This is a genomic window from Mesorhizobium sp. WSM4845 (assembly GCF_055811455.1).
Window position 1 is genome coordinate 16875 of sequence record NZ_JBVVQA010000035.1, and the last position, 21528, is coordinate 38402.

The following is a 21528-nucleotide window of genomic DNA, read 5'->3' on the forward strand; positions in this document are numbered from 1 at the left end:
GAAAATGTATTGCGCGCGTAAGCATGACCATAGCTGCTTTCGACCTTGGATAACCGGCGTTGAACCGATGACTCGTTTTGTGTAGTGCCCCCCGTTTCGCCGGACACCCGGCTACTGGGTTTGGGCTCGGATGAACTCCCGTGGGGAGCGCATGCGGAGCGCTGATTGAAGATGAATCTCGTTGTAGTCGTCGATCCATCCGGCGATCTGCCGGAGCACGGAAGGTGCGTCCGGCAAGGGGGATATGCGCAGGTAGTCGCGCTTGAAGGTCTTCACGAACGCCTCGGACATTCCGTTGGACTCGGGGCTCTTCACCGGCGTGAAGCAGGGAACGAGGTTCAGCGCGGTGGCGAAGTCGCGCGTTTCCCTGGCCGTGTAAGGGCTGCCGTTGTCCGACAGGTGCTCGATGGGGTGCGGCGCCCGCACGGAGCCAAAGCGCTTCTCGACGGCTTCGAGCATCATGTCGCGTACGTCCGAGCCGCTGATGCCGGCACCGCTCACGGCAGTCCGGGCGATGATCTCCCGGTCGAACGCGTCGATGATGAAGGCCATGCGGATGATCTCGCCGTTCCAGCAGGCGCACTCCAGGCCATCGGAGCACCAGCGCAGGTTTGAGCGCATGACCATCACCTTGCCATCGTGAATGCGACCTTCGCGGCGGCCGGTGTGAGGCTCCAGAAGCAAGGCCGACTGCTGCATGATCCGATGCACCCGCTTGCGGTTGACGATAGGCAGTCCTTTTCGCGTCAGTTCCCGGTTCACCAGTGCGGTGATGCGCCGGTAGCCATAGGTCGGCCGCTCGTCGACGAAGTGGCGGATGAGCGGCAGCAAGCCCTCGTCGTCGGCCTTGCGATAGGCGCCACGCGGCCTGGTTCTTCCGCTGCGCCTGACAGGTTGGAGCGTGACACGCCGAGCACCGCGGCGACCCGCTTCACCGCAAACCTCCCTTCGGAAGCGAGAGCGGCCGCAAGGTCGGTTTTTTTGCCTGCGATTTGGCGAGCGCTTCCCGAAGGATCTCGTTCTCCATGGTCTTGCGGCCCAGCAGGCGTTCCAGCTCGCGCACCCGCTCCTCGAGACGCCGAACCTCTGAACTGCCGACGACGGGTTCATCCGAACGCACTGCTGCCGCACCTCCCTCGCTCAACAGACGGCGCCAGCGGTAGAGAAGATTGGGCGCCACACCGTTGCGCCGGGCAACCGATGAAACCGTCTCGCCCGGCTCGAAACTCTCCTCGATGATCCGCAGCTTTGCTTCCGTCGACCAATGCCGACGGCGGGCGACGCCGGTGATCACCTCGATGCGCTGATAGTCCTCGGACATAAGCCTATCCTCAAGCCTGTGCTTGAGCCTTTCTGCTTATGCCGGGTGTCCGATCGAAATGGGGGGCAATTCATTTTGCACCCGATGACGCGATGTTTATGACTCGGCCTCTTCCGGACTGTCTTAAGTACGGTAGGCACGCTCTTACTCTCTTACTAGCTAGTGGTCGAAATCTGATGGACGCTTGGTTCCGGGGGCTGTAAGCCCGCTCAGGGTGGGCGAGCGGAAGCCGGTAAAGTGCCGTATGCGTTTGCGCCAGTGAGCGGAATTCGGCCCGCTTTCGACGTTGATTTTGAGCGAACCCACGCCGCGCGCATTTGAGTGCGCGTAACTTTTGTGGTCACGGTGTCAATTTTCGTCACTCTCGAAGTCTACTTTGAATACGAGTTCGAATTTTTCACGCAACGCGGCAGGAATCTCTTTATACCGGGCGATGCGCTCGTGCTTTCCGCCAATCACGCCGAATACATGGTAAAACTGGAAAGCCTCGTCCATAGTGATATCAAGGATGATGCGATAACCCTCCCAACTGAATTCAGCGGGGTCGAAACGTTGGTCCTGTTTTAGCAAAGCTTTGATGGTTCTCTGCGACAGGCGCAAGCCGCTGCCGTCCGTTGCTCGCTCCAATATCTCAGCGTGGCGGCGCAGCTTCTCCAGGGTTTTTGCCATCGCATCGAGCTTCTCGCCGAGATCGACCAGCGCGTTGACAACCGGAGGGGTGACAATAGACGTGTTAGCGTAGTCCGCTAGGAAGAAGGTGACGGAATCTCTCTCAACAAGTCCGTTTCGCTCGAAAGTTGCTGAAACATGCAGCTCGGCTTCTGGATTGGCCCCAAGAATTGTGAAAAACGAATCGATAAGGAACACGTGTTCGACCGATGGCCTGAGCTGTCGTAGACCACGTTTCTTCAGGTTTGCCAGCGTCTTTCGTTCGAATGGAAAGTTCGCTTTCACGTTGACCTTCAAATTGTCAATCACCTCTGAATCCGAAACATTTCGCAACTTAAACGAGACCAATTGACCTTGAGGAAACAGGCTGATCTCAAGCGGCAATGCCTTACTTTTTGGTCTGTTGCGGATGTCTTCTACTTCGTAGTGCTCCATGGGGTCGCTGTGCGAACCACGGCGCTTGTAATAGCGATGATCTTGGCTTTGGTGTGGTGCCTTGGGACTGACGCCAACAGAGATGACGTAGTACTTGCCAGTTTCGGCGTCTATCTCGGCAATATCCGCGGTCTCGACCGCAGGAAAAGTGCCGCTATTGATGGCCCTGTGAAGCCAGTCTAGCTTTGAAGATTCCCGCCATCCCCCGTCAAGCGCAAGCTTTTCATCGGACGCATCGATGCCGAGAATAAACGTGCCACCTGCCGAATTGGCTAAGGCACTAACCGCCTTACAGACGGGCTGTATGTCGCCCTTGCCCAGTAATTTGGAACTTTTGTATTCAAGGGTGACGGTTTCAGGTGGATTGTCGGCAACGAATGCATTCAAATCGGTATAGGTCTTGAAAGAAATCATTATATTGGTCTGCCCCCGCGCAATTGCTATCCCTCTGCTCCATAACCGGCACGAGACGTTTATATGAGGTCCGCTTCAGGCTCAATCGGGACTTTTCCTTCTGCCTGTCACCCGCGTCCGCTTCGGGTCGGCAGCGGTATTCCGTTTCGGGTACTAAGCGTCATGTGTGGATGACCCCCGTTGATGCAAGGGGATTTCGAACGTCGAGCATGTGATCGGTGCGGTCATGTGTCAGGCCTCGCTGTTGCGGCGCTTCACATGCCGCGGGCCGGTATGGAGATGCGCGGATCAGGTGCGGATCAGATTTGCGAGCTCGTGGCTCCGTACACTTGCCTGCTTTTCCTGGTCCCGATCTTGTCGATCATTTGCCCTTACTGTTCGTTGCCCTCCTCACATCCCCGACGGACCGGCGAGCGACAGCTCGATCGTCGATCAAGCTGATGCCGCCGCCGGATCCCGGTAGTCCTCCTTCTTCGTCAGCATGGCCCATGCCGATCGCGCCATCTTGTTGGCCAAGGCTATGGCCACCAGCATGGGCGGTTTGCGCGTCAGAATGCGCGCCAGCCATGACCCTTCAGGCGGGCCTTTCCGAGTCGCCCATCGGACGACCGCCATCGCCCCGACGATGAGCAGGCGCCGAATGTCACGCTGCCCCATCTTCGAGGTTCGACCCAGCTTCTGTTTCCCGCCCGTGGATTTCTGCAGAGGCGCAAGTCCAAGCCAGGCGGCGAAGTCGCGGCCACGTCGAAAGGTCTCGAGCGGCGGCGCATACGTCTCGATCGCTATGGCGGTGATGGGTCCGATCCCCGGCATGGTTTGCAAGCGCGCCGTCGTCTCGCTCCGCGCAGCCTCGCGACGGAGTGTCTCCTCGAGCTCGGTGATCTTCTCGCCGTAGATGGCGATCTGCTGGAGATAGAGACGACCAACGTCGCGGACGATCGGCTGAACGAGGCTTTGCTCGTCTTCGATCGCGTCGGCAAGACGTTTCACGTGGGCCGGGCCCTGTGGGGCAACGACCCCGTGCTCGGCGAGGTGGCCGCGCAGGGCGTTTATCAGCTGCGTGCGCTGGCGCACCAGGAGGTCGCGCGTGCGGAAGATCATCGACCGCGCCTGTTGTTCTTCGGTTTTGACAGCCACGAAGCGCATTGTCGGCCTGGAGGCCGCTTCCGCGATCGCCTCCGCGTCAGCCACGTCGTTCTTCTGCCGCTTTACAAAGGGCTTCACATAGACCGGCGGCAGGAGCCGGACGGCATGCCCGAGCGCGCCGATCGCACGCCCCCATTCGTGGGCCGTTGCGCACGCCTCCATCGCCACCGTGCATCGTGGCTGTCCGGCCAGAAACGGCAGCAACTGTGAGCGCGACAGCTTCTTGCGGAAGACAACCTTCCCGTCGTTCGCCGCGCCATGAACCTGGAAGACGCGCTTTGCGAGATCAATTCCAATGATGGTAACTTGCTCCATGGATGCCCTCTCTGTCTTGGTCGATTCTGGCAATCACCAACCTGGCACATCGCGATGCCGTCGGGAGGGGGCATCCACTCCATCAGGTTTTGACCACTAGATAAAAGGGAACCTTGGAGTTCACGTCGAAAAGGTGGTCCAGTTCGTCAATCGAGCCCTGCTCAAGAGATACTTTCAGATTGACATCGGCGTGTCGATCTTACCCGGCGTTCTATGGTCGCCTTAAGTATTCTTCCAGAACGACGACGTGGGGAGTGACCGAACTTTGGGTGATGTCGAGTACCTTTGATGCCTGCGTGACACTGTTGTCGCGGGCGACCTACAAGGCGCGAATGGAGCGAAAGGGCAAGGTAATACCTGTGAGCAAGCGCCACGCGCCATCCAGAATCGCAGATTTCATATCGCATAATTCGATATCTGTCGCCGGTCTGCAACAAAGTGGATCAAGAGCTGCGCTAAGAGGTCACGCAATCGAGGCCATGCTTGGCCTGTCCAAGCGGCCTGTCGGGGATCTGGCGACGAATTCTGCGTGGAGGTCGAGTGGAATGATTGACCGCAAGAGGCTTGAGGCCCTCAAGTGGCGCTGCATTGGACCTGCCAGAGGCGGCCGCGTTGTGGCGGTCGCGGGCGATCCTAACGACCCGATGGTGTTCTATTTTGGCGCCTGCGCAGGCGGGGTGTGGAAGACGATCGACGGCGGCATTTATTGGCGCTGCGTATCCGACGGTTTCTTCACGAGCGCCAGTGTCGGCGCGATCGCGGTCGCCCGCTCGGACTCGAACGTCATCTATGCCGGCATGGGAGAGACGACGATCCGGGGTGACGTCTCTTACGGCGACGGCGTCTACAGGTCGACCGATGCCGGTCGCAGTTGGACTCATCTGGGACTGAAAGAGACTCGCCATGTCGGCAAGATCTGCATTCATCCGCACGACCCTGACATCGTCTATGTCGCGGCGCTCGGCGACGCGTTCGGGCCCAACGAGGAGCGGGGCGTGTTCCGCTCCAAGGACGGCGGCAAGACTTGGCAGAAGGTCCTCTATCGCAATCCCGATGCCGGCGCCGTCGACATCTCGATGGATCCCAACAATCCACGCATCCTCTTTGCTACGACCTGGCAAACGCGGCGGAGCTTTTGGAACCTGAACAGCGGCGGGCCAGGCAGCGGAATCTTCCGCTCGCTGGACGGCGGTGACACCTGGGAGGAGTTGTCCGCGCGGAACGGCCTGCCAGGCGGGGTGCTTGGCAAACTCGGCGTTTCCGTCTCGGAGGCACAGAGCGGGCGCGTCTACGCCCTCATGGAGGCGGAAGACGACAAGATCGGGCTCTATCGCACGGACGATTACGGCGACCGCTGGATCCAGGTCTCGCAGAACCGCGATTTGATCCACCGTCCCTGGTACTACACCCATGTCTTCGCCGACACCGGACACGCCGATACAGTCTACGTGAACAACGTACAAATGTGGAAATCGACCGACGGCGGGGCGAGCTTCACCAAGGTGACAACGCCTCACGGCGATAACCACGCTCTCTGGATCGATCCAGCCAATCCGGAGCGGATGATCCAAGGCAATGACGGCGGCGCCTGCATCAGCTTCAACGGCGGCAGGACCTGGTCGTCGATCTACAATCAGAAGACGTCGCAGTTCTATCGCATCGACGTCGACAACCGGCACCCCTATCGGGTCTACGCCACCCAGCAGGACAATAGCGCGATCTCAGTCCCAAGCGCTTCGGAATGGGGAGTGATCACCCTCAGCGACTACACTTATCCGGGCACCGGCGAGAGCGGCTTCATCGCCGTCAATCCCGAGGATCCCGACATCGTCTATTGTGGCGCGATCGGGTCAAGCCCGGGTGGTGCGGGGGCTCTGCAGCGCTACGACCACCGCACCCGGCAGATACGCCTCGTCAATGTCTGGCCGGAAGAGTCGACAGGTATCGCGCCGAAGAACATGCGCTACCGCTTCGCCTGGACTTTCCCGATCGCCTTCTCTCCGCATGATCCGAAGACGCTCTATGCCGGGGGCAACCACGTCTTCCGCAGCCGCGACGAAGGATCGAGCTGGACCGTAATCTCGCCCGATCTCAGCCTCAACGAGCCGGCTCGGCAGGATTATTCGGGCGGTGTCCTGACCCCCGAAAACAAAGGTGCCGAGGTGCATGCGACGTGCGCCTCAGTCGTGGAGTCCCGGCACCGCAAGGGCGAGATCTGGGCCTCCACCGACGATGGCCTCGTCCATGTGACGCGGAACGATGGGGTGGAGTGGAGCAACGTCACGCCCAGCGCCATGCCAGAGCTCGCCTATGTCGGCTGCGTCGAGATCTCGCCGCATGACGCCGACACCGTTTACATAGCGGCCACGCGCTACAAGCTCGCTGACTACCAGCCCTATCTCTTTCGCACGACGGACGGCGGCAAGAGCTGGCAATTGATCGTCGGCGATTTCCCGAAGGGCGAGATCACCCGCGTGGTGCGTGCCGACCCGGTGCGGCCAGGCCTGCTCTTCGCCGGCACGGAGACCGGGGTTTTCATCAGCTTCGACGATGGCGCACACTGGTCGCCTATGACCGGCGGCTTACCCGTGGTCCCGGTTTACGATCTCAAGATCAAAGGAAGCGACCTCATCGCCGGCACTCATGGACGGTCCTTCTGGATCCTCGACGACGTGACGCCGTTGCGCGAGCTGACCCCGAATCAGCAGGATGTGAAACTAGTGAGCCCGCGCGCCACGGTTCGAACCAGGCTCGCCTGCTACGCGGGAGAGACCTTCGTCAAGGCGGGGATCAGCTACGACGCGGCTTTTGGCATCGGCGCCGGTACGGAGGGCGTGGAGCTGGAGGGCGGACGTAGCGATCGTTACTATCTAGACTGCGGCGAGAATCCGCCGAACGGGGCAATCGTCTATTACTGGCTGCCCAAAGATGCGGAGGACCCGATCAAGCTGACGTTCCAAGACGCCGCGGGCAAGACCATCATCGCCTTCTCGAGTGACGACAAGGAGGCGCCCTTGCATAACAAGCCGGGCACGAAGGCCGGGCTCAACCGCTTCATCTGGGATCTCAGGCATCGAGGACCGGCCAAACTCGATCAGTCGCTGGTGATCCGGAAGTACAAGCCTCTTGTGCCGGAGGGCGAGGGACCGAGCGGCCCCGCGGTGGTTCCCGGCAGTTATAAGGTCGAGCTCCAGAGCCGCGGCAAGAGCCAGTTGGTCGGCTTCACGATCGTCAAGGATCCACGAATCGCCACGACCGAGGAGGACTTCGCCGAGCAGTTCGCGCTCTTACAAAAGCTGTTCGGCATGCTCTCGGCACTCAATCAGACAGTCAATCACATCCGGCTTCTGAAGCGGCAGCTCGCGGATGTCCACGAGCAGCTCGGCGACAGTGACAAATCGCTTGGCGAGCGCGCGCAGGCGCTGGTCGGGCGGCTCGAGGCGATCGAGGGAGCGCTGGTCGACACCAAGCGGGAGACGCCGACCGACGTGCGCAACCCGGCCGGCTTGAACGATACGCTGATCGATCTGGTCAACGTCGTCTCCATCGCCGACGCGGCGCCGACGCAGCAAGCACGGCAGGTCTCCGATGAAATCATGTCGACGGTCGACTGCGAAATCAAAAAGCTGCACGGGCTCGTGAAGGAGGAGGTCACTGCGCTCAATGTCGCGCTCAAGAGCGCCGGTTTCGAGCTGCTCGGGAACCGGGAAGGTCTAGGTGCCGTGAGGAAACACATATAGCTGAGTGAGCATTCATCCCAAGAAGGATACAGAAATGGATTTCATCGAGCAGATCTTCGGCGTGGCTCCGGATGGGGGCGACGGACGACCGAGATGCTCTAAATCGCGGTCCCGCTTGCCATCGCGGCGATGGTGGTCGCCCGCTGGTGGCTGCGCCGACGCGCCGCGGTCCGGCACCACTAATCTTCTTTTCTAGGATCGAGATCGTGTCCGGCGTGCCGGCTAAGATTCTTCTCGATCACCGAAAAAACTCCATGCGCCGCTGAGGTTCGGCGCGGCCAGGACCCGGCTGGACGATGACGGCCCGATTCGTGATTGATAGCAAAAAAAGGAGCACAAACATGTTTTCACTGACCCAGGCGATCGGAGTAAGCGGCATGGCGAAACGCGAGCTGGCGCCCTTCATGATCGCCTTCGTTATCGCTGAGATGTTCTATAAGCTCGGTAGCTTCGCCCTGGAATGTCTGGCGTTCCTCGTCACCTGGTATTTGCTGAGCTACGCTTTCGACAGGCTGGTTCGGCGCGGCTGACGGTTAAGCGGGTAGCGCCTATTTCGCTTCGAGCCGCTCAATCACTGCCTTCGGACCTGACAGCGAGGCCAGAGACGGGCTGGCATGAGCAAGCCCGTCTACTACAAACGGTACCAAGCAGTTCCATTTCGAACCGCCTCTGCTGCTCTCCAAGGTCATGGACTCTGAGCCATCGCGCAAGCCTCAATCAGCCAGTTGCGGCCACTTCCCCTTACCTCGGTCCGCAGTATGCCGATCGAGCTGTTGCTCGCACGGTGCTACCCGGCGGTGACGACCGGTCACACCTTGCTGGTGGCGCCGCATATCGTAGTCGCGGACCTGATCAGGCAGGGTCAGAGGTGGTCCCGGATTTTGAGACAGGGGCCTAAGGTGGATCGACCAATGAAAAGGACGATCCAGTATGAAGACACGCAGACGATTTACGGCGAATTTCAAGGCCAAGGTCGCGCTTGAGGCGATCCGCGGCGAGCGGACGATTTCGGAGCTGGCGACGAAGCACCAGCTTCACCCGAACCAGATCACCCAGTGGAAACGGCAGGCCATCGAGAATCTGGCCAAGGCGTTCGACGACAAGGCCTCTGATGCGCAGGTCGGTCGGGAAGCCGAGGTGATGAAGCTGCACGCCAAGATCGGCCAACTCGTCGTCGAGCGCGATTTTTTGGCCAAGGCCTTCGATCGCTGAGCCTGGATCGGAGGAGAATGATGATCGACCCCGATCACGAAAGGCTTTCGATCCGCCGCCAGTGCGAACTGGTCTCGATCTCGCGGGCGTCGTTTTACCGACAGCCCGCCGGCGAGACACCTGAGAACCTCGAGCTGATGCGCATCATAGACGAGGCTTTTATGGAAATGCCCTGGTATGGCGCGCGTCAGATGGCGCGGCATCTGCGCCGTCAGGGCCGGTGCGTGGGCCGCAAGCGGGTCCGGCGGCTGATGCGCAAGATCGGTCTGTCGCCGATCTACCAGGCGCCGAGAACCAGCGAGCCGCATCCGCAGCATCGCATCTATCCCTACCTGCTGCGGCACCTGGCGATCGAGCGGCCCAATCAGGTCTGGTGCGCCGACGTGACTTACATCCCCATGCGGCGCGGCTTCCTCTACCTCGTGGCCATCATGGACTGGTTCAGCCGCAAGGCCCTGGCCTGGCGGTTGTCGAACACGATGGATGCCGACTTCTGTGTTGCCGCTCTCGAAGAGGCGATCGCCCGCATGGCAGGCCCGACATCTTCAACACCGACCAAGGCTCGCAGTTCACCAGCTTCGCCTTCACGACGACGCTGAAGGATGCCGGCATCCGCATCTCCATGGACGGGGGCGGCCGTTGGATGGACAATGTCTTCATCGAGCGGCTGTGGCGCAGCCTCAAATACGAATGCGTCTTCCTCAATGCCTTCGAGATCGGCAGCGAGGCGCGTAGCGGTATCGGTTCCTGGATCGACTACTACAATCCTGTTTCATAACACCCATCTGTCTATGTTGTTGAAGCGAATAGGTTTTGCTGATCGGGATGCGATCCTGTGGGGTATTTTGGGTTCTGTCGCGCGCGATGAACAATCCGCTGGGCTTCCGCCTTTCCAAATTCTGATCGTTTGAAGATCCATGGGCCATCCGGCAGGGGACGGATACCCTTGATCTGGCCGGATTCGGCGACGAGCCTGAGGGTCTTCGGTGAGACGCCGAGGAGGCGCGCCGCCTTGTTCAGGTTGAGGTATGGCTCGATGCCGTCCAGCGCCGGGCGGAAGACCGGGATCTTGTGATGCGACCTGTGCGCAGAGACCCGCTCCCGTGTCCAGCGATTGCCATGCCCAGTCACCAGGTCGTTCCGGTTGAGAATGCCGGCGATCAGGTCATCGCTGACGATCAGCACCAGTTGCCGGATGGCTGCTATGATGTCGGCGGAGGTCGCGTTGCGCTGGCCACGTCGCCGTTTCGGCAGACGCAGTTCTGTATGGACCCCGCCGATCCAATGGATCAGCAGGACGATCTCGGAGGCTTCATCATCGATATCGGCGACCACTTCTTGGATAACGGTGCGCACGATGCGCTTCTTGAGCCTCGCATCCGTCGTCGGTGCCGACCAGACGGTGCGAAGGTCTCCGGCAAGCGCGGCGATGTCCTTTCCCACCACAGGTGACGGTTTCGGTGTCGCTGCATCATGGGCAGCGATCCTGCTTTCGATGTCGCCGACACGCGCGAGGGCGCGGTTCCATCGCACCTCCAGTTCCGCCGCAACCAGCCTGTTTTCGGGGGCGGCGGCATCATATTGCCGGAAAGCCCGGTCGGCGGAGTAGCGGGCAGCTTGCAGATCGCGGCTGAGGGCGTCCCGGACCTGGTCGCGGCGACCGGCTGCCTGCGCCTCGGCCTGGGCGGCGGCAGCAATCGCGCCAGGCTCGACGACATGCAAGAGTGCTTCCTCAATCGCATCGTCGACGCGCAGCCCGCCGAAGGCGATGCAGCGCGGCTCGCCATTGTCGAGCAGGCCCCGCCAGCAGGAATAGCGCGGAATGTTGTGCTTGGTGCCCGTGTGTCGCACCGTGAGCCTGCGGCCGCAGCGCCGGCAGCGGACAAGACCGGCCAGCAGCGCGTCGCCATGCTTGGGCGCTCCATGATGCCGGCCCGTGGTCACATTGTCGCTGACCATCTTGCGGATCGCCTCTGCCCGCTCCCAACTGAGATAGCCTTCATGGCTGCCCGGGATTAAAGCAAGCCATTCCTCGCGCGTCCTGCGTCGGATACCTGTTCGAACGGCGGATGGGCCAAATCCAGGCGCAGCCCGCGTCTTACCATAGGCGTAGGCGCCGCCGTAGATCGGATTCTCGATCATCCGGTGGATGGTCGCATAATTCGGCCTGCGCCACACGACGTCGCCATTGTTGCGCCTGGCGGGCAAATCCAGCCCATGCTCGAGGAACCACATCAGGGCCTGACGGGCGCTGCCAAGTTCAGCGACCTTGTCGAACACAAGAGTGATGGCTTCCTGCACGCGGCGATCAGGATCCTTCTCGAGCCGATCGCCAACCTTCACAAAGCCGATAGGGGCTGCAATGACGAGTTCGCCGCGGCGGGCCTTCTCGTAGCGGGCCGAGAGCGAACGCTGGCGCAGAAGATCGAGTTCATACTCGTTGAGACTCCCCTTCAATCCCAGCAGCAGCCGATCATTGCCCTGGGGCGGCGCATAGACCGTCTCCTGGTCGATCAGCACAGTGTCGACGACGCGGCACATCTCGATGAGCTGCTGCCAGTCGCGGCTATTGCGGGCAAACCGCGATACCTCCCGTGCCGCAACCGCTCCGACCTTGCCGAGACAGACCTCGGCGATCATCCGGTCGAAACCGGCGCGGGCAACGCCGCCAGCGGCCGAACGGCCGAGATCATCATCTATCGTCTCGACGCGAGACCAGCCGAGCGTCGTCAGGCGATCGCGCATCGCATATTGCAGGGCGCTGCTCTCGCGATTGTGCAGGACCTGATGGGCTGACGACTGCCGCACATACAAGATCGCCTTGCGCTCCAGATGATGCGGTCTGATCCTCTCATGCATCATGACGCACCTCCTCCTGTCCGGGAGAGCGGTCGCCGTCGAAGTGATCGAGTATCAGGCTGACAATCAGCTTTGTCACTGATCGACGCGTCTCGGCGGGCAGCGCCTGCCATTGCGGCGTCTGCACCGTCTCGGCGTCGTTCAGCTTCGAGAACAGATCGAACTGGTATGTCGTGGGCTGGCGCGGCATGGACATCTCCCCGATTCGCGTCGTGAGAGCCCACTGCTGCGCCCATCTCCTGCGATTGCGATGGGGCACCCGTGTCCCGGAGCAGTGTCGCCAGGGCGCCAAGCGCGGCAAGGTCGACATGCGCAGCAGTAGTGATGCGCCAGCTCGCGCTGGCGCCGATCGAACATCCACGCCGGAACCTCCAACCATCGATCAAATACCTGGCCGGAAATGCTGCAGCGAAAGACCGACGCGTCACCCTTCTCGATCACTTCATGGATAAAGACTTGCCGCTCAGCCCAGGGATGCCATGGATAAAGAAGCTCACGTTGGTCGGTCCCGTGGGTGTTCCGTCGCGGAGTTGTATAACCGTCGACGGCCGCACTCATCTTTCGGCGGCAGGACACCCGATGAGGTCTATGATACGGCGGAAATGACGGAGCAACTTGCGGCGTAAAAACAACCCAGATCCATCTTAGCCAGGCCGCTAAACTGTCTCACCAGGCGGGTCCACCTCTGTCTTCTGGACGTGCTTCCCGGCTCGCGCTGCGCGCTGGCGCCTCGCCCGTCGTCGTCGAGGACAAGGCCATCCCGAAGGTCACCAGCCTTGCCGCGGGCAGACGCCAGGAATTGCTCCCGGTCGCGGAATTCCAGGGCAAGATCGAGGCGGCCATCAGCCCGACGAGAAAGATTTCCTGCGGTAGGCGGCGGTGTTCGGAATTTTTGCACGGCCTTGCCGACGAGACCTTCGTCGGCAGTGGCTCGACCGATTGCGGGCTCAGGGGTGTCAGCACAGACAACCGGGATAGCGGCCTCATTGGACTGTCTCCTGGTGCCGCGAACCGAGACGGCAGGGCCAAGGCTCGCTCGCTGCATCCTCGCCCGAAGCGCGTCCGGCTGAGCCGCAAAACCTTCCGCTGATATGTAGGTGCGGCTGGATGGGTCGTGCTGAGAAATTCCTTCTCAAGCGACGCTCGGCATCAGATGAATCGTGGTCGAGTAGCTCAGCCACTCGGCTTTCGCCCTCACAGATCCGGGCGGGCGATTTCCCGCACCCGGCTCTTCCCGAGGGTAACCCGCGTCATATCCGTGCTTGAGCCCAAGTCCGAGTGATGTGCGTAGGTGGCTACGGAAGCGCGCCGTGTCAGGGTCTCGAACTCCGACCAGCCTATGCGCCGGCTTTTCTGGCTGCGCCCTCTCAGGCACCGTAGCCATGTCCGGCGCATTTGCCGATGGAATCCGTTGAGCGCTGGGTAGTTGTGTGGCCTGCCGTAGTAGGGACAGAGGCTATCGTCGCCAAGGTGCTGTGCGCGACATGGTGGTGGTGCCACGTCCGCTTTATGAGGAACGTACCGGCCCATGTCGGCAAGAGTGGCGGCAGGGTTGTCTAGCCTTCATCGCCGTCGCTTCCGCGTAAGCACCCGGCGGAGCCGACGTAGGCCGGCGTAGCCGTCGCCGGCTCGCGAGATGCTTACCTTTCGCCCAGGATCCAGCACGCCGTAATAACCGCCGTTTACAAGAATTCATGCAATCTTCACGACCGCAAATCGTCGGCGATGATACCTTCACGACAAGTTCTGAGATTAGGCGCGTCAAAAACACTGACGTTGATTCACCCTTCGGACCCCGGCACGTCACGCAACTCGGGATCAACAGCAATGGCAAAAAGAGTGCTTATCCTGATTGAAGGCTCGAGTACTGGTCTGTTGTACGTCCACGCGGCCCAGCGTCTTGGCCTTCATCCAATTACCCTGTCCGCTAATCCAGCTCAGCACGACTACATTGCGGCGGAAGGGGTTGAGGCAATCCATGTCGATACAGCCAATCTCGATGCCTTGATCGGCGAATGCTCCCAACTGCGCGCGACCTATGACATTGCCGGCATTACGAGCGCCAAGGAGTCGGTCTATGCGATAGTTGGCAAGCTCTGCCGGAATTTCGATTTACCAGGACCGAACCCCGCATCGATTGAACGATGCTGCGACAAATTCACCCAACGTCAGCTCCTCGCGGAAGCAGGCGTTCCGGTACCGTCGTATCGCTTTGCAACGAATGCACCGGACATAGAAAGCTCTGCCGCTGAAATCGGGCTGCCGGTAATTCTTAAGCCGGCAGTAGGCGTCGGTAGCAGAGGTGTCCGATTATGCCGCAATGTCGGTGAGTTGGCCGAACACACGTCCTATCTGTTGGGTGGGAAGCACGTATGGCAATCTTCGCCACAGATACTAGTCGAAGAATTCGCACAAGGCCCATACTATGGCGCCGACATAATGGGAGATGAGGTCATCGGGATTTACGCCGGTGAGTTCGGCCCCGAACCGCATTTCGTCTTTAGTGAATTCACCCTACCGGCCTTACTGACTGAAGAAGCGCAAGAGCGTATCGCCGATGTTTCGCTGAGCTGTTTGCGCGCTCTCGGCCTTGGTTGGGGGCCAACGTGCATAGAATTCCGGTGGACGAAGCGTGGCCCAGTCGTCATTGAAGTTAATCCGCGTCTTGGTGGCGCGCCCAGTCCTCAACTGGTTCAGCTAACTTACGGACTCGATCTCGTCACCGAGCACATCAAGCTTGTCATCGGCGACGAATGGGATTTGCGCAGAAGGCATTCGCAGATTGCGGCTGTGCGAATCCTAGTTCCTGATCGCGACGGCACCCTCGATTGGATCAACGGCGACAATCGGGCGACTGCTGTACCAGGCGTCGCCGAGGTTAAATTCTATGTTGGACCCAAGACGGCGATCGTCAGGAAAGGCGATAACCGGGACTGGATCGGACATGTTATCGCCGCCTCACCCACCCGTGCTCGGACCGAAGCGATACTTCAGCGTGCCGTCGATTTAATCGATTGGTCCATCGCACCATTTCCGACCCTTGGCGAATAGAAACTCGCAGCGGCCCTCAACTCTCCGCACCAGGGCAGGCGGCGCCAGATTTGAAGATCGAATCCCTTCAAACACACACACCCACAATCCATATTTCATGACGGGTGACAGAACATGGACGCGTGCCTTCCTTCTGGAACGGAAGAAGTGTCCCATTCAAGCATTCAAGCATTCAAGCAAATCGGCGATAAATCCCGACATCACATTCCTCCATGCGAGGGGTTCATGAAGCGAGCTCCCTCAACAGTGGATGTTGCGAAATAAATGAAAAGCCAGCAGAAGCCTGATCGAGTGTGAGCTCATACTCTCGCTCGGCAATCTCTTGGAAGGCCGTGTTCAAGGTGTCGCTACTGATCAAAGCCAAGAGATCGCAAGCTTTTGGCTGAACGACGCCAAGCCCCCAGCCATGTACGGGGACAAGTGGGTAGACCGCGAGAAATTCCCGCTCGTCCTCATAGGATGGGTCAAGCAACTGCCCGAACAATGACCAGAAGCCAGGCATGTAGACAATTTGACGGACGCCACCAGCCAATTTCACTCTGAGTAGCAGGGAGCATAAGGCATAGGTGAGAAACAGACTCGGGTATAACTCTCGATTGCATAGTGCCTTAACCAAGGCGTCCGGCGTGGCTTGAAACATCCGGCCCGTCTCCTCCTCCACGAGGAAGCGACCATCGAAGCGCAAGCGACAAAGGCGGCCTTTTCGAACAGACCAAAGCATAGACGTTCCATGTCTTGACCAAGCCTTGGGACGACTTCGCTCAAAACCTTGCAGAAGTTCTTGAAAGTGCAGCCAGCGCTTGGGCGACAGCAATCGGCGCACGAGCCCGTTTTCCAACTGTAGATGTTCGATCAGCAATTCTCGTGCAAAATCGTCGTCCAAGCTGATAATCCGCAAGCCGGAAGGTAGCCACCGACTCAAAAGAATCGAATTTGCCTCCTGGAACGCCCTGACCGGAGGAGCTTCGATGGCTTTTAGCCATTCACCGAGTGATGCATGGTCACGGTTGTTCAATCCCTCCAATTTGAAGTGCAGGGGCTGTTGAAGCGCGCATATATTACTTCGCTTCAGTACGGACTGGGAAAGACCGAAAACGTTGGCCTGTTTACCGCTTAAGTGAAGCCAACCTGGACCATATCCGTACTCTTCTTGGAGTTTGACGAGACTGCTCGGGAACACCCATGCGTATTGTTGCTCGTGTTCTCGGGCGAACAGATATGCGAGAAGATACGCGGAGAGCGTGGGCAGCTGCAGCGCCAATTGGAGGTGGGGGCCGGAAAAAATCACGGGCCGCTGACGTAACCCGTCAACCAAGCATTCTAGTTCTCTCTGTTGAGTCACATTCTGGTGGCGGGCGATTGCTCGTTTGAAGCAGCCCCAGGCATCCTTAACCAGTGCCGTCTCGGGTGGTGGAGGATTGTGCCCGAGCTCGTGCAGATAATCGACCAAGGGTCGGTGTCTGTAGGTCCAGAGCGACCTCAGGATATCGGGGCATACTCCGGCCAGCCTGGACTGCATTTGGATGAACGCACTTTCCTGAGAGCCTAGATCAGAGGCTTCGCGGCCACCACGTTCATCAGTCCTGTGCAGGTTCATTCACACCAGCCTCAACGAGAAAAGCATCGCAGAAAGGACGGAACTGTAGTTGCGATTGCTGTATACATCGCTCGTTTAGAAGATGGCACCTCTGTCGGCACGACCTGACGTATCTCAGGCGCCATGAACGGTGTATTCAGCAATAGAATTAAACAACCCTCGCTGCCTGTACGATTGACGGTGGCCGACTTGACATGGTTTAACTTGATGTTTCTGCATGAATGCTTGACATCATCGCGATATCAGACGACGATCGTCACCTCTTCTACGCCGACCGCTTCCAGGTTCCATAGAGCATTGTGCAGGATCGGCGTGCCATTGACCTCGACCAGTGGCTGCACATCGGTGAGCGTACGCGGACGGGAGCCGAAGCCGGTGGCGAGAGTGACGTTGTCGGAAGAGTTGCTTGCTCCGTAGTTCGTTCGCGCGCCCGTACAGTTGATCACCGGTTCGACGCCAAACGGCCGGTAGATCCAGCCGGGCGATTCCAGTTCGCTCGGAGTCTGGGCCGCCCATACCGACGAGAGAGACAATGACGACATCACGCCGTCCCTCGCCAAACGAGGATCATCGACGCGGTGACGGCGAAGAGCGTGATCGCGAGGTACATCGCCCGGTTCGGCGATGGCACGCGAACCGACGCCACATGGGCAACGCTCAAAAGAGCGAAGACGATGTTCACGGCCGGCAGGAACGTCGCCGCGGGCATGAAGGTCTGGACGAGGACAAAGGCGGCCATCAAGGGAATGTCGTAGGACAGCGGCACACCGAAAAACCGGCCGTCACCTGACTTTCCGAAGTTCGCGAAATAGCTCAGGCGAATGGCGCCGGCGAGCACCAGTGCCGTGGCGACGAAGAAGGAGACGAGCGAGGCGCGGTTCAGCTGCACCAGGATTGTCGCGGGAAGGATGGCGCCATAGATTATGTCGCCGAACCCGTCGAGGCTCTTGCCCATCTTCGCCATGTCGGGCGAGCGGTTGCGGGTTCTGCTAGCGACTACCCCGTCCAGGTGATCTGCGAGGACGGCCCACAGGGCAGCGCCGACCGCCAGCTCGATCTGCCCCGCCAATGCAAAATAGAGAGCAATCGAGGAGCACAGTAGCCCGACCGTGGTGATGGCATTGGCGGGATCAACGAGGTAGCGAAGCATCTTAGACTCTCACAGACTTCATCGTCAGCAGGCGATATCCCGTGCCGTCATGAACATGGCTTCGGCGAAACGCAGGTCCGCCTCGTTGTCGATCTCGTACAATTTGAGGCCGTCGCACCGGGCGGCCGCGATCTGCAGCCCTTTCTGCCGCACGAGGTCCGACAGAAGCTCTTCGGTGTAGGATTTGACGGCCCCGGCGCTGATGATGTCATTGAGATGCGGAACGATCGTCCGGCGCAGATCTTCTCCGGAAAAGCGGATCAGGTTCATCGTTTTGAAGAGAAGCAGCGAACAATCGTTGAGATTTTCTGCCGTCTGCTTCATCCGCACTTCGGCAATGTAACCGTTGTTCGTCAGCACGACGGCGGAGCCTTCCATCTCTGGGCTGAACGGCGCGACTGCCGCGACATTGTCCGCATCGGCGAGTGTGAGGTAGCGAAGCGCATCCGGTTCGAAAAACACGTCGCCTTCGAGCAGATAGGTGTCCCCGGCCAAAAGCGCGTCGCGGGCCAGCCACAGCGAGTAGGCGCTGCCCGTCCGGTCGAAGACGTCGGACTCGACATAGTCGATGCCGAGATCGCCGAAGCGCCGGCCGCAGGAATATTGGATCGCGTCTTTGCGATAGCCGACGACGATCGTCACCTCCCGCACGCCGACTACCTCAAGGTTCTGCAAAGCGTTATGGAGAATCGGCGTGCCATTGACTTCGACCAGCGGCTTGGGCCGCATATCGGTAAGCGGACGCAGGCGCGAGCCAAACCCGGCGGCAAGAATCACCGCCTTTCTCGGAGCAATCGCAGTCATGGGTCTAAGCCCCTCTTATTTTGGTTGTTGCGACGATTCCTTCGGTTCCAGGCGTTAAGGACGCCGACCACGCGCTGGAGGCCCGCCTCGAGTTGCCCCCGCGGAATGCCATAGGAGAGCCTGAGCCCCATGGGATCGCCGAATGCAGTGCCTGACACGCCGGCCACGCCGGTCTGCGCGAGCAGTGCGGCCACGATGTCGTCGGCGGTCCTGGCGTGACCGTTGGCGGGCGTCGGCCGCAAAAGGCCGGACAGATCGAGATAGAAATAGAAGCCGCCCTGTGCTTCAGGCACCGGCACGCGCTGCAGCTCGGAGAGGGCAGTAAGCCCAGCCTGTCGCGCCGCCGTCAATTGACCCTTGAGCCGGGCTTCAAAGGCGCCATCTCCCTTACGGAGGTGGTGCAGCACGGCGTGCTGGGCAATGACATTCGGGTTCGATGTCGTGTGCGACTGCAGCGCCTGGACCGCCGAGATCAGTTCCTCCGGCGCAGCGAGATACCCGATGCGCCAGCCGGTGAGAGCCAGGCTTTTGGAGAAGGCATTGACGATCACCGTCCGTGCCCGGACCTCCGGGGCCAGCGACACGACCGGATGATGCCGATGGCGATCATGGGTGAAGGGGCCGTAACATTCATCGAAGATGATCCAGAGGTCCCGCTCCATCGCCAGCTGGGCGATGCCCGCAAGGGTCTCCGCGTCGTAGACGGCGCCGCTGGGGTTGGCGGGCGTGTTGACGACGATGGCCCGGGTCAGCGGCGTGATGACGCGTTGGATGTCGTCAATCCGTGGAACGTAGCCGTTTCCTCGCGTGTCGATATGGACTGGGGTGCCGCCGGCGATCTGGACCTGCGCTGGGAATGTCGTCCAGTAGGGTGCGGGAATGATGACCTGGTCGCCGGGATTGATCAACGTCATCGCCACGTTGAAAAGAGCCTGCTTGGCGCCGTTCGTCACAGCGATCTCGTCGGCCCGCCAGAGCTGCCCCGTTTCGACCGATACCTTCTGTGCCAGCGAATCGCGCAACTCCATCAGGCCGATCGTGTCAGTGTAGCGGTTCAGGCCCTGTCGAATCGCCTCGATCGCTCCGTCCCGGATCGTCGGGGCCAGATCGCTCCAGATCTCGCCGGCCGTGAGATCAACAATCTCCATCCCGGCATCAGCGGCAGCCTTCGCCGCGGCACGGGCGGCCGCGGTTCCCGACGATTTAAACAAGTTTGTCCGTTGCGCCAACATGCGCGTCTCCATCCATCCTTTTCGAAGGAACCTCTCGCTGCGGTCCTTGGCCGTCCACTGCCCGCGGAAGGTATTTCTCTTTTGCCGCTGAGAGCTCGCCGTAGTTCATCAGTTCAAACAGCTCGTCGAGCGTCGCGACTTCACCTTCGACACCGGCAATGCTCTCCTCCTGGATGATGCGGTCGCACACCTGACGCATCGCCGAAATCGCGGCGCGCAGGTTGTGGTTGGCCCAGATGACCGTGGAAATACCGGCCGCGCGATAATCAGCAGCGGGCGTACGGTGGTATTTTGTCGGTACGATCACGACGGGCAGTCGGTTCTGCCAGGCTCGCGTGAAGGTGAAGATCTCCTCCGCATCGGACTTGCAGGAGTGAATCAGGATCGCATCGGCGCCAGCGTCCGCATAGGCGTGCGCTCGTGCAAGCGCCTCCTGCTGACCGTATCCGGCGATCAGCGCCTCGATTCGAGCGACGAGAACGAACTCCGGATCCGGAACCTGATCCTTGACCGCCTTCAGGCGACCGCAGAACTCGCCGATCTCCGCCAGCGGATGGCGGTCGCTGACGAAGGAGTTCATCTTCGGGAACGCCTTGTCTTCGAGGCAAACGCCGCTCGCGCCGTGCTGCCGCAGCTTGCGAGCGACCAGACGGGCATTGTTGAAATTGCCGAATCCGCTGTCTCCGTCGACAAGGATTGGAATTTCCGCTGCGTCCGCCATCCGTTCCACGACGCCGACCACCTGGGTCCAAGAGGCCTCGTTCGCATCGCGGTAGCCGAGGCTGGAGGCGATCGAGAGGCCGGACGCCCAAAGCGCCTTGAAACCGGACCGCTGCGCGATCGCCGCGGAGAGCGCGTCATGGGCTTCCATAAGGAATGACGGTCCGTCACCAGTGCAAATGAGGTCATGAAGCGTAGATTCGCTTGTTTTGCCGCCCGGGTTCCGCAGGTCACGTCCTTTTTGCGATAGTGAACACACCCGACGCAGATGTGGCATGCTGCTTTCCTCCCTTCGTTCCACCGATCGCGATATCACCACGACGTCACATCGGTCGGCAGCTCTGCCGCCATCTAGAAGGAAGCTTCAAAAGTCGTGCCAACTGAGCAGGAAAGCCTCAGAAAAAGTGTTCTCGATATTATTCAATGACTTGAATGATGGAGAGATCAGGAGCCAAGCCGAACAACTCGTGTCGCTCACTCGACAAACCCGGCAGTAGTGTCGGTTGCCCACCGTTTTTCCCAGCTCCCAGGCCCGGATGCCCGCCTTCTCGCTGTCGGATGGTTTCCTCGGCGGGTCCGGCGCGGCACCGCTTCGCCAAGGGCCAGCACTTCGGGGGCTGCGCGCATCTCGGCGACCTCGCGCATTTCCGACAGAGCGAATGACGGAGCGTCTGTCGTTTCGCGCCTATGACACTGAAAACGTTGACCCTTTAGCGCAGTTTTTACACGGCTACAACGATTCACAATCGCTCCAAATTCTCTGTATTGAGTTGTTGTAGACACTCCCGCGTGTGTATCTTGGGGGCCTGGGTCAGAAAGTGACCAATGCAGGAGCGAGGGGCGGGCGAGGGATTGCTCGGATG

At 60.1% G+C, this 21528-nt stretch carries 13 protein-coding genes and 2 pseudogenes; 4 read left to right on the forward strand and 11 right to left on the reverse strand.

Annotated features, from left to right (window positions below):
• Window positions 1–111 precede the first annotated feature (111 nt).
• From AC0L2C_RS28805 to AC0L2C_RS28815, 3 genes and pseudogenes are all read right to left on the reverse strand, one after another.
• Window positions 112–1321: pseudogene (locus AC0L2C_RS28805) on the reverse strand (IS3 family transposase).
• 348 nt (window positions 1322–1669) lie between these two features.
• Window positions 1670–2839, reverse strand: a complete 1170-nt coding sequence (locus AC0L2C_RS28810; protein WP_473525019.1) for an ATP-binding protein — start codon at window positions 2837–2839, stop codon at window positions 1670–1672.
• A gap of 432 nt (window positions 2840–3271) precedes the next feature.
• Complete coding sequence (locus AC0L2C_RS28815; protein ID WP_473525020.1) at window positions 3272–4300, reverse strand: IS110 family RNA-guided transposase; 1029 nt, start codon at window positions 4298–4300, stop codon at window positions 3272–3274.
• A gap of 545 nt (window positions 4301–4845) precedes the next feature.
• On the opposite strand from AC0L2C_RS28815, the gene AC0L2C_RS28820 reads away from it, so the two are divergent.
• The 3 genes and pseudogenes from AC0L2C_RS28820 to AC0L2C_RS28830 all read left to right on the forward strand — a co-directional run.
• Window positions 4846–8040 (forward strand): WD40/YVTN/BNR-like repeat-containing protein, encoded by a 3195-nt coding sequence (locus AC0L2C_RS28820; RefSeq protein WP_473525021.1) that lies wholly within the window; start codon window positions 4846–4848, stop codon window positions 8038–8040.
• 341 nt (window positions 8041–8381) lie between these two features.
• Window positions 8382–8570, forward strand: a complete 189-nt coding sequence (locus tag AC0L2C_RS28825; protein WP_473525022.1) for a hypothetical protein — start codon at window positions 8382–8384, stop codon at window positions 8568–8570.
• Between the two features lie 400 nt (window positions 8571–8970).
• Window positions 8971–10018 (forward strand): annotated as a pseudogene (locus tag AC0L2C_RS28830) (IS3 family transposase); the annotation flags it as partial.
• A 23-nt stretch (window positions 10019–10041) separates the two neighbouring features.
• Here the strand turns inward: AC0L2C_RS28830 and AC0L2C_RS28835 are convergent.
• Both AC0L2C_RS28835 and AC0L2C_RS28840 read right to left on the reverse strand, forming a co-directional pair.
• Entirely contained in the window at window positions 10042–12114 is a 2073-nt protein-coding gene (locus AC0L2C_RS28835) for a recombinase family protein (RefSeq protein ID WP_473525023.1), read from the reverse strand.
• Window positions 12104–12301, reverse strand: a complete 198-nt coding sequence (locus tag AC0L2C_RS28840) for a hypothetical protein (protein WP_473525024.1) — start codon at window positions 12299–12301, stop codon at window positions 12104–12106. Before AC0L2C_RS28840 ends, AC0L2C_RS28835 begins: the two co-directional genes overlap by 11 nt.
• 1637 nt (window positions 12302–13938) lie before the next feature.
• Here AC0L2C_RS28840 and AC0L2C_RS28845 point away from each other — a divergent pair.
• Window positions 13939–15162 (forward strand): ATP-grasp domain-containing protein, encoded by a 1224-nt coding sequence (locus AC0L2C_RS28845; RefSeq protein ID WP_473525025.1) that lies wholly within the window; start codon window positions 13939–13941, stop codon window positions 15160–15162.
• Window positions 15163–15385: 223 nt separating this feature from the next.
• On the opposite strand, the gene AC0L2C_RS28850 is transcribed toward AC0L2C_RS28845, so the two are convergent.
• The 6 genes from AC0L2C_RS28850 to aepX all read right to left on the reverse strand — a co-directional run bounded on the left by AC0L2C_RS28850 (window position 15386) and on the right by aepX (window position 20816).
• Window positions 15386–16759, reverse strand: coding sequence for a hypothetical protein (locus tag AC0L2C_RS28850; protein ID WP_473525026.1), 1374 nt, complete (start codon window positions 16757–16759; stop codon window positions 15386–15388).
• A 242-nt stretch (window positions 16760–17001) separates the two neighbouring features.
• A complete protein-coding gene (locus AC0L2C_RS28855) occupies window positions 17002–17301 on the reverse strand; it encodes a hypothetical protein (RefSeq protein ID WP_473525027.1) in 300 nt (99 codons plus the stop codon).
• A complete protein-coding gene (locus AC0L2C_RS28860; protein ID WP_473525028.1) occupies window positions 17301–17909 on the reverse strand; it encodes a CDP-alcohol phosphatidyltransferase family protein in 609 nt (202 codons plus the stop codon). The genes AC0L2C_RS28855 and AC0L2C_RS28860 overlap by 1 nt, the downstream gene beginning before the upstream one ends.
• 24 nt (window positions 17910–17933) lie before the next feature.
• Entirely contained in the window at window positions 17934–18713 is a 780-nt protein-coding gene (locus AC0L2C_RS28865; RefSeq protein ID WP_473525029.1) for a phosphocholine cytidylyltransferase family protein, read from the reverse strand.
• Window positions 18710–19945: an aminotransferase class I/II-fold pyridoxal phosphate-dependent enzyme gene (locus AC0L2C_RS28870; RefSeq protein WP_473525030.1), complete on the reverse strand. Its 1236-nt coding sequence runs from the start codon at window positions 19943–19945 to the stop codon at window positions 18710–18712. The genes AC0L2C_RS28865 and AC0L2C_RS28870 overlap by 4 nt, the downstream gene beginning before the upstream one ends.
• Window positions 19917–20816 carry a phosphoenolpyruvate mutase gene (aepX, locus tag AC0L2C_RS28875; RefSeq protein WP_473525031.1) on the reverse strand — a complete coding sequence of 300 codons (900 nt, stop codon included), beginning with the start codon at window positions 20814–20816 and terminating at the stop codon, window positions 19917–19919. Before aepX ends, AC0L2C_RS28870 begins: the two co-directional genes overlap by 29 nt.
• Between the last annotated feature and the right edge of the window lie 712 nt (window positions 20817–21528).

What these genes read in the sequence shown, in the direction of transcription:
- AC0L2C_RS28860 (WP_473525028.1), bottom strand. Translation starts at nt 17,909, where the DNA reads ATGCTTCGCTACCTCGTTGATCCCGCCAATGCCATCACCACGGTCGGG.
- AC0L2C_RS28825 (WP_473525022.1), top strand. Translation starts at nt 8,382, where the DNA reads ATGTTTTCACTGACCCAGGCGATCGGAGTAAGCGGCATGGCGAAACGC.
- AC0L2C_RS28865 (WP_473525029.1), bottom strand. Translation starts at nt 18,713, where the DNA reads ATGACTGCGATTGCTCCGAGAAAGGCGGTGATTCTTGCCGCCGGGTTT.
- aepX (WP_473525031.1), bottom strand. Translation starts at nt 20,816, where the DNA reads ATGGAAGCCCATGACGCGCTCTCCGCGGCGATCGCGCAGCGGTCCGGT.
- AC0L2C_RS28810 (WP_473525019.1), bottom strand. Translation starts at nt 2,839, where the DNA reads ATGATTTCTTTCAAGACCTATACCGATTTGAATGCATTCGTTGCCGAC.
- AC0L2C_RS28850 (WP_473525026.1), bottom strand. Translation starts at nt 16,759, where the DNA reads ATGAACCTGCACAGGACTGATGAACGTGGTGGCCGCGAAGCCTCTGAT.
- AC0L2C_RS28855 (WP_473525027.1), bottom strand. Translation starts at nt 17,301, where the DNA reads ATGTCGTCATTGTCTCTCTCGTCGGTATGGGCGGCCCAGACTCCGAGC.
- AC0L2C_RS28845 (WP_473525025.1), top strand. Translation starts at nt 13,939, where the DNA reads ATGGCAAAAAGAGTGCTTATCCTGATTGAAGGCTCGAGTACTGGTCTG.
- AC0L2C_RS28835 (WP_473525023.1), bottom strand. Translation starts at nt 12,114, where the DNA reads ATGATGCATGAGAGGATCAGACCGCATCATCTGGAGCGCAAGGCGATC.
- AC0L2C_RS28870 (WP_473525030.1), bottom strand. Translation starts at nt 19,945, where the DNA reads ATGTTGGCGCAACGGACAAACTTGTTTAAATCGTCGGGAACCGCGGCC.
- AC0L2C_RS28820 (WP_473525021.1), top strand. Translation starts at nt 4,846, where the DNA reads ATGATTGACCGCAAGAGGCTTGAGGCCCTCAAGTGGCGCTGCATTGGA.
- AC0L2C_RS28840 (WP_473525024.1), bottom strand. Translation starts at nt 12,301, where the DNA reads ATGCCGCGCCAGCCCACGACATACCAGTTCGATCTGTTCTCGAAGCTG.
- AC0L2C_RS28815 (WP_473525020.1), bottom strand. Translation starts at nt 4,300, where the DNA reads ATGGAGCAAGTTACCATCATTGGAATTGATCTCGCAAAGCGCGTCTTC.